Here is a 10386-nt window from a genome sequence, read left to right on the forward strand (position 1 = left end):
GATCAGAAGAAGTCGATAGAGACCTGCATCAGACGTTCCACTTCCGGCACGTCTTCTGTCAGGGCAAAAATAGCAATCACGTCACCTTCGCTGATACGGGTGCTGCCCACCGGCCGGATCACTTCGTCCCCTTTGCGCAGAGCGCCGACCAGCACGCCTTCGGGGAAATCAATTTCCGAGATTTTCCGACCCGCAAGAGGCGAAGTTGACAGCACTTCGGCTTCGATCACCTCGGCCTCGGCGTCGCCGATGGAATAGACGGCACGCACGCGGCCATGCCGGATATGTCGCAGGATCGACGACACAGTTGTCGCACGCGGGTTGATATAGGCGTTGATCCCCAGTGGCCCCATCAGCGGCACCAGCGTCGGGTCATTGATCAGCGCGATCACATAAGCACAGCCTTCGGCCTTGGCGCGCACACAGGCCAGCATATTGGTTTTATCGTCGTCGGTCACCGCCAGCATTGCATCCGCACGCGCAATGCCTGCTTCGGCCAGCAGCCCGGAATCCAGCCCGTCCCCGTTCAGCACGATCGTGCGTTCCAGCGCTTCGGCAGCACGTTCCGCACAATGGCGGCTCTTTTCGATGACTTTGGTGCGCACCCGCGCAACACGCTTTTCCAGTGTGCGCGCAACGGTCAGACCGACATTGCCGCCGCCCACCAGCACCACGCGTTCCTGCTTGGATTGCTTCTTGCCGAAGATCTCCATCGTGCGCGGGATATCATCCACATGGGTGAAGATGTAGCATTCGTCGCCCGCAAAAAGCTGATCCTTCGCCTCAGGTGCAAAAAGCGTGCCCTCGCGCCGGACACCGACGACAACAGCGCGCAGCGTCGAAAAAAGATCCGTCAGCTGACGCAGAGAGGTGTTCAGCACCGGACAGCTTTCATCAAGACTGATGCCAAGCAGATGCGCCTTGCCCTCCATAAAGACTTCTGTGTCAAAGGCCGCGGGCGCAGAGAGCCGCTGCAATGCTGCTGCTGCCACTTCCTTTTCGGGGCTGATCACCACGTCAATCGGCATGTGATCGCGGCGGTAAAGATCGGAATAGATGGCATCCAGATAGGACTGGCTGCGCAGGCGCGCGATTTTCCGGTTAATCCCGAAAACCGAATGCGCCACCTGGCAGGTCACCATATTGACCTCGTCCGAATGGGTCGCCGCGATGATCATCTCCGCATCCCGCGCCCCTGCCCTGTCCAGCACGTCGGGATAACTGGCAAACCCCGCAATGCCCTGAACATCAAGGGAATCCGTTGCCCGGCGCACGAGATCTGGGTTGTTGTCGACCACGGTGACGTCATTGCGTTCACCGGACAGATGCCGCGCGATCTGCCAGCCAACCTGGCCGGCACCGCAGATGATGACCTTCATGCTTTGCGTCCTTCAGAGCATTTCCGGACCTTCTGAATGGCAGATGGCTCTGAGGCGGTCAATTCAATTGTCCCGCCTGCCCGGGCCATGCAATATACGGGTATGAAACAGTTTCTGCCTGCCCTGCGGTTCCTGACATGCCTGTCGCTGGTGGCCTCCTGTGCCCCGGTGACCATGTACTATGACGCCGGCGCCGAGGTTTCGCGGCTGGAAAGCGACCTTCTGAGCTGTCAGGTCAGCGCAGCACAGAACGTTCCGGTGTCCAACCAGGTGCGCCGCGAACCGCCGCAATACTACCCGGCCCGACGCATCTGCCACCATGACGGGTCCTGTTATACCCGCGGCGGGTTCTTTGAGCCTGGGGCGGTTTACACCGTGGATGTCAACGCAGGGCTGCGTGCACGCGTCACCGACCAGTGCATGACCGCGCGCGGGTACAACCAGGTCAGCATCCCGCGCTGTCCGGCAGATGTGATGCGTAATGCGATACCCGCCGTGACCCGCGTGCTGCCGCCACTCACCGCCGACAGCTGTATTTCGCGGAACAAAGACAAAACCTGGCAGATTCTGAACACCCCGGGCTGATTTTGTCGCTTTTGCGCTGGCACCGGGGGATACGGCTTTCTACTCATTGCGCATGAGTGTTTCGATTCCCCGTATTTCGCCCGATCTGCAGCCAGCCAAAGCGCTGGTCCGCAGTCTTTATGCCGATATGGCCGGTGCAGACGCTGCCGGTATGGCAGAGGTGCTGTCGCGCTACATGAGCGCGGATTGCCACTGGTACGGCATGCATCCGTTCCACGAGCAGACCGGCCCCTCAGCGATCGCGCAGACGTTCTGGCAGCCCTTTCTGAGCGCTTTCAGCAGCGTGCAGCGGCGCGAGGATATCTTTTTCGCCGGTCTGAATGAAATTGACGGGTTTCAGGGCCAGTGGATCTGTTCGATGGGCCATCTGATGGGGCTCTTTGATGCGGCGTTTCTGGGCATCCCGCCCACCCGTAAAATCGCCATGCTGCGCTATGCGGAGTTTCACAAGGTGCGGGACGGCCAGATCGTGGAATCGGCGCTTTTTGTGGATCTGATCCACCTTATGCTGCAGGCAGGGCTGAACCCCCTGCGTACCGAGCAGACGGGTGCGCATCTGATCCAGCCCGGACCCCTGACGCATGACGGTTTGCAGTTCACGGCCGGCGATCCGGAGGCATCAGAAATCACCCTTGCGCGGATCAACAATATGATCGGCAGTATTGATGAGGCCAATGCATCTTCAGACCCGCTGCATCCGCGGGACGAGCTGGCCATTGACTGGAACGCGGACATGCTGTGGTGGGGGCCCGCGGGCATCGGCGCAACCTATACGATCGACCGGTATATCGAACAGCACCAGGGCCCGTTCCGCACCCACATCAGTGACCGCGCCTTTAACGGGCACCTGTGCCGGATGGCCGAAGGGAACTATGGCGGCTTCTTTGGATGGCCGAACCTGACGCTGACCAACAGCGGGACATTTATGGGGTTCCCGGCCTCAGACGCACGCGCGGATATGCGTGTGGTCGACATTTACCGGCGGGACGGAGACCGCCTGGCGGAGAACTGGATTTTCATCGACATTCTGCATTTCCTCAAAATGCAGGGACATGACATCCTGGCCGAAATCAGCGCCTGACCGCATCAGTCCGCCGTTTCGGGTTCCTCGTCCAGCTGTGCCACGCGTGCACCTGATTTCGCTGAGGTCACAACACCCAGCGACTTGAGTTTGCGGTGAAGCGCGGAGCGTTCCATGCCGACAAAGTTGGCGGTGCGGGAAATATTGCCGCCAAACCGGTTGATCTGCGTCAGCAGATATTCACGCTCAAAGGCTTCGCGCGCTTCGCGCAGTGCCAGAGTGGCCAGTGCTCCGGACAGAACAACCCGGTTCTGATCACCGCCGCCCTCCTCGTTGCCCGGCAGTTCCCGCGCCTCGATCTCGCCGTTACCGTCGCCCAGTATCAGCACACGTTCGATCAGGTTTTTCAGCTGCCGGACATTTCCGGGCCAGACCATCGTCTGCATCAGCGCCACGGCATCATCGGTAAGCTCCCGCAGCGGCAGACCCTGCGATGTGTTCATCTCGGCGATGAAATGACGTGCGAGTTCCGGAATGTCCTCGCGCCGCTCTTCGAGCGCTGGCACCCGGATCGGCACCACGTTCAGCCGGTGGTAAAGCTCCTCGCGGAAGGTTCCTGCCTCAATGGCTTCCTCAAGATCCCGGTTCGTCGAGGAAATCACCCGCAGGTCCACCCGCACCTTGTCATTGCCACCTACCCGCTGGAACTGCTGATCCACGAGCACGCGCAGGATTTTCGACTGGGTACCGATCGGCATGTCGGCGACCTCATCGAAATAGATGATCCCGCCATGGGCCTCTTCCAGCAGACCCGGTTCCACACCGCGCTCCGGTGTTTCCCGCCCGAACAGCACCTCTTCCATCCGGTCGGGGGCGACGCCGGCACAATTGACGGTCACAAAAGGACCATCCGCGCGGTTGGAATTGGCGTGAATATACCGGGCCGCAACCTCTTTGCCGCTGCCCGCAGGTCCGGTCAGCATCACGCGTCCGTTCGATTTGGTCACCTTGTCGAGATTGCTGACGAGCGTGCGGAACGACGGTGAACTGCCGATCATCTCAGAGCGCGTATCGTCACGGCGGCGCAGGCTCTGGTTTTCGCGCCGCAACCGGGAGGTCTCCATGGCGCGCCGGATCACGACCAGCAACTGGTCAATGTTGAAAGGCTTTTCGATAAAGTCGTAGGCACCCTGTTTGATCGCAGCCACGGCGATTTCGATGTTGCCATGGCCAGAAATGATCACCACCGGCACATCCGGATTATCGCGGCGCACGGCTTTGAGGATATCAATACCATCCATCCGGCTGTCCTTCAGCCAGATATCCAGAATGATCAGCGCGGGTGGCTCGCCATTGATGGCAGCCATCGCGTCGTCCGAATTCCCCGCCAGCCGCGTCGCGAACCCCTCGTCCTTCAGGATGTCAGAGATCAGCTCGCGGATGTCGCGTTCGTCATCAACAATCAGAATATCACTCATTGGTTTCGGTTCCTTCCTGAGTCGTTTCTTTTTGCGGTGCATCAGTTGTCAGGCAGGGCAGTGTTATTACCGCCATTGCACCGGAATGGGTTTGCCCGTCGAACACGGGCGCATCTTCAAGCAAGAGGCTGCCGCCGTGCTCCTCAATAATCTTTTTGACGATCGGCAGACCCAGGCCCGTGCCTTCGCTGCGCGTCGTCACATAGGGTTCGAACAGCCGGGCACGGTCCTCGGGCAGGCCGATCCCGTTGTCGGCAACGGTCACGCGGGCACGGCCGGGCAGCAGCGCCATTTCCACCCGGATCCGCGGATCATGACCTTCCGGTGTGCCTTTTTCCTTCAGGCTATCAATGGCTTCCCCGGCGTTCTTGATCAGGTTTGTCAGCGCCTGGCTGATCATTGTGCCGTCCAGTTCCGCCTCAACAGCATCATCGGGCAGCGACGCAGTAATACGCACATCCGGCTGGCCTGTCTGCTGCAGCAGAACCGCATCGCGGACCAGTTGTTTCAGATCAAGCGGTTTGCGGTCTGGTTCGGGCATTCGGGCAAATTTGGAGAACTCATCCACAATTCTGCGCAGATCGCCGGTCTGCCGCACAATCACTCCGGTCATCTGCTCCAGCGCATCGCTGTCCTCGCCCACGCGGGAGGCAAACTTGCGTTTGATGCGTTCTGCAGACAGCTGAATGGGCGTAAGCGGGTTTTTGATCTCATGCGCAATGCGGCGGGCCACATCGCCCCAGGCCGCCATCCGCTGGGCGCTGACCAGATCGGTGACGTCATCAAACGCCACAACGTATCCTTCGAGCCTGCCGTCTTCGCTGCGCCGGGTGGCCATCCGGACAAGAAGGTTTTCGCGCCGCCCCTGGCGGCTGACCTTGACCTCGCCCTGTGCCACCTCCTCCGGCGCTTTCTTGAGGGTTTCGAACAGAGGGCCGAACTCCGGCACGGCCACCGAAAGAGCAACAGTCTGACGGTCACCGTTCCAGTCCAGCAACCGTTCGGCACTGCGGTTCACAAATGTAATCCGGCCATCAGGGTCCAGACCGACTACACCTGATGTCACAGAGCTCAGAACCGAATCAAACAGCCTGCGGCGGCGCTCGATCTGCTGGGTATTGTCCATCAGCGTCTCGCGCTGCACCTTCAGCTGGCGGGTCATCTGGTTGAAATAGCGACCCAGCATGGCAATCTCGTCGTCGCCGACTTCTTCGCGCACCTGAACGTCCAGGTCCCCGGCACCAACCTGCTGCGCCGCGCCGGTCAGCCGGCCCACAGGACCGGACAGTCGCTCCGCGAACCACAGCCCCAGCCAGACCGCCGCCAAGATCAGGATGAGCGCAAAGGCAAGATAGAGAAGCCCGAAGTCAAAAAGCAGCCGTCCGCGATCATTTTCCAGTTGCTGATAAAGACGCACCGTTTCCTGGGTTTCATCTATGAGCGAAAGGATTTCGCCATCAACGTCGCGGCTCACATACAGATATCGGTCGGTAAAGGCAGTCAGCATAACCAGCGCGCGGAACTCGTTGTTTGGCCAGTCCTCGATGATCACAACTTCATTCTGCTGGGCGTCTCGGATATGAGTGGCCGTCGGTTCTTCATAGTTGAACAGGTATGACCGCTCACCACGGGCACGCAATTCGCGTGTCCCGTCGATCATATAGGCCTCGCGAAGGCCCCGCTGGATCTGCCGCTGACCTTCGCTCAGCAGATCGCTGTCCGAAATCAGAATTCCGGCTCTGCGCGCCTCATCAATGGATTCGGCCAGTGCCAGGGCATCTTCTGCCAGGTCCTCGCGCTGTTCGTCCTCATAGGCCTGTGCCGCAGCCAGAGAATTGCCGACAACCTCGCGTACACGGTCGGAAAACCACCCCTCAAGGCCAACATTCACCGTCAGACCTGAAAAGATGGCGACCGTGACAGTCGGAATAAGAGCGAGAGAGGCGAAAACGCCGGTCAGGCGCAGGTGCAGCCGCGACCCCGCTGATTTGGCCCGCCGTGCCGCGATCAGCCGCCCGACCTGCGCCAGCACAAGCGCCGCAACCACAAGAATATAAACGAGATCTGCCAGCAGAATCAGCCGCAGGCTCAGCGTTGTGCTGGCCTCGCCCAGAGGGCCCAGAATGAGATAGGTGGCCAGTGCCAGAACCGGGCCCAGCACAACAAGACCCAGCGTGGCCACATTGCGCACACGCCTTAAGCGGCGCAGACGCCCCAACCGCAGTCGCAGTGACTTTTCCACACGGGATGCCACCCGATATCCTCACCTATGATGTGGCGCACCTGGCACCAGACCGCTCTATTTTGTGGTCTCCACGAGAGGTGTCCCCCATGTGCCACGGTTTGTGTTGCGGTTTTACATCAATTTACGGCGGCGTGTCACCTCAATATCGAGATCAGTGATCTTTTTCCGCAGCGTATTCCGGTTGATCCCCAGCAGATCGGCGCATTTGGCCTGATTTCCGCCGGTCGCCTCGAGGGCAATTTCGATCAAAGGTGCCTCCACCTCGCGCAGAATACGGGAATAAAGCCCGGCAGGCGGGAGCATATTACCGTGCAGGTCGAAGTAACGCCGCAGGTGGCGCTCTACCGATGCACCCAGTTTTTCGGTATTGCCCGCGGCCCGCATGGGTTCAAGGTCCGGCTGCGCGCCGAGCACCTGCTCCACTTCTGACGCTGTGATCTCAGCCGCGCGGCTGGTAAGACCCAGCCGGCGGATCGCGTTCTCCAGCTGGCGTACGTTGCCCGGCCAGGAATAGTTGCGGAAAATCTCAGCCGCTGCCTCAGACAGACTGCGTGCGGCGGCCCCGGCGGCCTCTGCACGGGCCAGAAAGTGCTCTGCCAGCAGCGGAATATCATCTACCCGCTCCCGCAACGCCGGCACCATCAACGTCGCGCCGCTGAGCCTGTAATAAAGGTCCTTGCGCATTTCGCCCTTTTCCATCGCAGCGTTCAGATCACTCTGGCTGGTGGCGAGAAACCGGGGCGCATATTCACCGGGCGTGTCCATCATCCGGACCACGCGCGCCTGGAGCTCTTCGGACAGGTCGCCGATTTCGTCGATCAGCAGCGTGCCCCCCTTGACGCGCGCCAGCAGCCGGGCCGGTCCTTCGAGCTCCTGCAGATCCGCGCCTGTCGCGGTGACGAACGGCAGGCTGCGCCGGTCGGAAAAATCGTGAATGGCCCGCGCGATCAGGGATTTGCCCGTGCCGGATTCGCCCCAGACCAGCACCGGCAGATCGGTATTCATCACGCGTGCCACGATGCGGTAAAGCGCCTGCATAACTGCCGTGCGGCCCACAAGCGGCAGATCATCCGGGCGCTCATTGCCGGGTGCCGGCGCGCGTTTCGACTGCTGACGGGTCTCAAGCGCACGCGCGGTGCGCTTCATCAGATCGGGCAGATCGAACGGTTTCGGCAGGTAATCATAGGCCTCTGCCTCGGCGGCCTGGATCGCCGTCATGATCGTGTTCTGTGCCGAAATCACAATGACCGGCAGACCCGGGCGGTCCTCACTGATTTTAGGCAGCATTTCCAACCCGTTACCGTCCGGCATCATGACATCAGAGATAACCACGTCGCCCTTGCCCTCGCTGACCCAGCGCATCAGCGTTGTCAGACTAGAGGTCGCATGCACCCGGCAGCCCGCGCGGGTCAGGGCCTGGGTCAGAACTGTGCGGATCGTGCGGTCGTCATCGGCAACCAGGACGGTACCATCCATCTGTTATTCCTCTCTGAGTGACATTTGTGCGGCGTCGCGGGGCGCGCGCGCCAGTGAAATTCTGAAAACGGTGCGACCGGGAACGGAGGTCACAGAAATCCAGCCGCCATGATCAGAGATGATCTTGCTGACCAGCGCGAGCCCCAGACCGGTGCCGTTTTCGCGGCCCGAGACAAAAGGTTCAAAAACATCGCCCTTGATCGCCTCGGGCAGGCCCGGGCCATCATCAATGATCTCGATCTGCAATGGCAGCGACTGGCCGGTCCCGTCGGAACGACGCAGCCGGAAAGAATGCTCGAAATAACTGTGCAGCCGGATCGTACCCGGTTTGCCACGCGAGGCTTCCGAGGCGTTACGGATCAGGTTTAGAACAACCTGCAGCAGCTGATCGGGATCCCCCAGGACATCGGCAGAGACGGGTCATAGTCCTCGACAATCTTCATATGCGCGCCAAAACCCAGCAGCGCCGAACGCCGCGCGCGGTCCAGGACATCATGGATATTGACGGGCTGGAAGTCCGGGCTCGACAGGTTGCCGAACTGTTCAACCTGCCCCAGCAGCTTCACGATCCGCCGGCTTTCCTCGACGATCAGATCCGTCAGCTCCAGATCTTCGGCGCCCAGATTCATGCTCAGCAGCTGCGCGGCTCCGGTGATGCCTGCCAGCGGGTTTTTGATTTCATGGGCCAGCATTTCAGCCATGCCGATGGCCGACTTGGCCGCAGATTTGACCGAATGGTTCTGCGTCATGCGTCCCGCCAGTTCACGGGGCGAGATCATCAGGATCATATGCCCCTCACTGCCCGTCAGTGGCGCCACCTGCAGGTCGGACTGCATCGGAGCACGTTCGCCGCTGCCCACATCCACATCATTGACGAACAAAGGCGTCCCGCTGTCGCGCGAGCGTTCAAACGCGGCCTCCAGCGGATCATTGACCGCGATCTGATCCCAGACAGGCACCCCGCGTACGGACCGGGCTGAGACATTCAGAAACCCTTCGGCGGCCGAATTGATGTCCACAATCCGGTCATCCGGCCCGATGATCAGGGTCGGCACCGGCAGGCTGGCCCAGATGTTCTTGTCGGAATTCATGCCGCGACCCCGCAGGGTACGTTGCAGGCCTCTGCCAGCAATCTGTCTGTTGCAGCGGGCGTATCAGCGGTCAGCACAGCACGCCGCAGCTCGTCGGGTGTGCTGCAGGTGTCCATGTACCAGCCAAGATGTTTACGCGCGACGCGCAGACCAAGTGTTTCACCGTAAAACCGGATCATGTTTTCGTAGTGCGTCCGCACCATGTCGCTCAGCGCCCGTCCGGACGGAATTTCGGGTGCCTCGGTGCCCCAGAGCCGGTGTGCCACATCCGCAAGCAGCCAGGGGCGGCCCCGCGCCCCACGACCGATCATGATCCCGTCCGCGCCGGACATGGAAAGCGCCTGCTTTGCACTTTCGGCATCCACAATATCGCCATTTGCGATCACGGGAATGGACACCGCATCCCGCACGCGCCGGATCGCAGCCCAGTCTGCAGATCCTTTGTAGAACTGGCACCGCGTCCGGCCATGGATCGTGATCATCGTAATCCCGGCGCTCTCCGCGCGCTGCGCGATGTCCGGCGCATTGAGCATGTTGTCATCCCAACCCAACCGCGTTTTCAGCGTAACGGGGATTTTCACTGCGCGCACAACGGCCTCGATGAGCGTGAGCGCATGATCGGGCGTGCGCATCAGGGCGGATCCGGAGTAGCCCTGCGTCACCTTTTTGGCGGGGCAACCCATATTGATGTCGATAACCGCCGCACCCTGCCCTTCAACCATACGGGCAGCCTCTGCCATCGGCGCGGCCTCGCGCCCGGCAAGCTGAACCGCGGTCCCGGTATGGCCCAGCCCGAGTTCAGCCTTTTCGCGGCTGCCAGGGCGTGCATTCAGCATATCGTGGCTCGCAACCATCTCAGAGACCACCAGCCCGGCACCGAAACCTGCGACCAGATCCCGGAACGGCAGGTCGGTGATTCCGGCCATCGGGGCCAGAAGAACCGGTGGGGTCATATCGAAAGGCGGCGCAGGAGCCATAAATGCCTAATCCTTGTGCAACTGGCTCTGATCTATCAATTTCGCAGCATTTTCGCAATATTAGCCGTCCGACTGAATACCATCACAACGGTGTTTGCCTGTTTTTTAGGCAGCACATCAGATGATTGCCAGAC

At 60.6% G+C, this 10386-nt stretch carries 7 protein-coding genes and 1 pseudogene; 2 read left to right on the forward strand and 6 right to left on the reverse strand.

What is annotated here, in order from left to right; genetic code table 11:
* Window positions 1-2 precede the first annotated feature (2 nt).
* Entirely contained in the window at window positions 3-1379 is a 1377-nt protein-coding gene (gene trkA / locus ACZ1HA_RS07420) for a Trk system potassium transporter TrkA (protein ID WP_472713436.1), read from the reverse strand.
* 36 nt (window positions 1380-1415) lie between these two features.
* On the opposite strand from trkA, the gene ACZ1HA_RS07425 reads away from it, so the two are divergent.
* Together ACZ1HA_RS07425 and ACZ1HA_RS07430 are read left to right on the forward strand one after the other, a co-directional pair.
* Window positions 1416-1964: a hypothetical protein gene (locus tag ACZ1HA_RS07425; RefSeq protein ID WP_472713437.1), complete on the forward strand. Its 549-nt coding sequence runs from the start codon at window positions 1416-1418 to the stop codon at window positions 1962-1964.
* 52 nt (window positions 1965-2016) lie between these two features.
* The gene (locus ACZ1HA_RS07430) at window positions 2017-3045 is read left to right on the forward strand and encodes a nuclear transport factor 2 family protein (protein WP_472713438.1); all 1029 of its coding nucleotides are present in this window, start codon (window positions 2017-2019) and stop codon (window positions 3043-3045) included.
* Window positions 3046-3050: 5 nt separating this feature from the next.
* Here ACZ1HA_RS07430 and ntrX read toward each other — a convergent pair whose 3' ends face one another.
* From ntrX to dusB, 5 genes and pseudogenes are all read right to left on the reverse strand, one after another.
* Window positions 3051-4463, reverse strand: a complete 1413-nt coding sequence (gene ntrX, locus ACZ1HA_RS07435; RefSeq protein ID WP_472713439.1) for a nitrogen assimilation response regulator NtrX — start codon at window positions 4461-4463, stop codon at window positions 3051-3053.
* Window positions 4456-6717 (reverse strand): sensor histidine kinase NtrY-like, encoded by a 2262-nt coding sequence (locus tag ACZ1HA_RS07440; protein ID WP_472713440.1) that lies wholly within the window; start codon window positions 6715-6717, stop codon window positions 4456-4458. The genes ntrX and ACZ1HA_RS07440 overlap by 8 nt, the downstream gene beginning before the upstream one ends.
* 102 nt (window positions 6718-6819) lie before the next feature.
* Complete coding sequence (locus ACZ1HA_RS07445; RefSeq protein ID WP_375227671.1) at window positions 6820-8184, reverse strand: response regulator; 1365 nt, start codon at window positions 8182-8184, stop codon at window positions 6820-6822.
* 3 nt (window positions 8185-8187) lie between these two features.
* Window positions 8188-9275, reverse strand: a pseudogene (locus ACZ1HA_RS07450) (two-component system sensor histidine kinase NtrB).
* The gene (gene dusB / locus ACZ1HA_RS07455; RefSeq protein WP_472713441.1) at window positions 9272-10252 is read right to left on the reverse strand and encodes a tRNA dihydrouridine synthase DusB; all 981 of its coding nucleotides are present in this window, start codon (window positions 10250-10252) and stop codon (window positions 9272-9274) included. The pseudogene ACZ1HA_RS07450 and the gene dusB overlap by 4 nt, the downstream one beginning before the upstream one ends.
* Between the last annotated feature and the right edge of the window lie 134 nt (window positions 10253-10386).

The sequence above is a fragment of the Roseobacter sp. S87 genome (assembly GCF_055693285.1).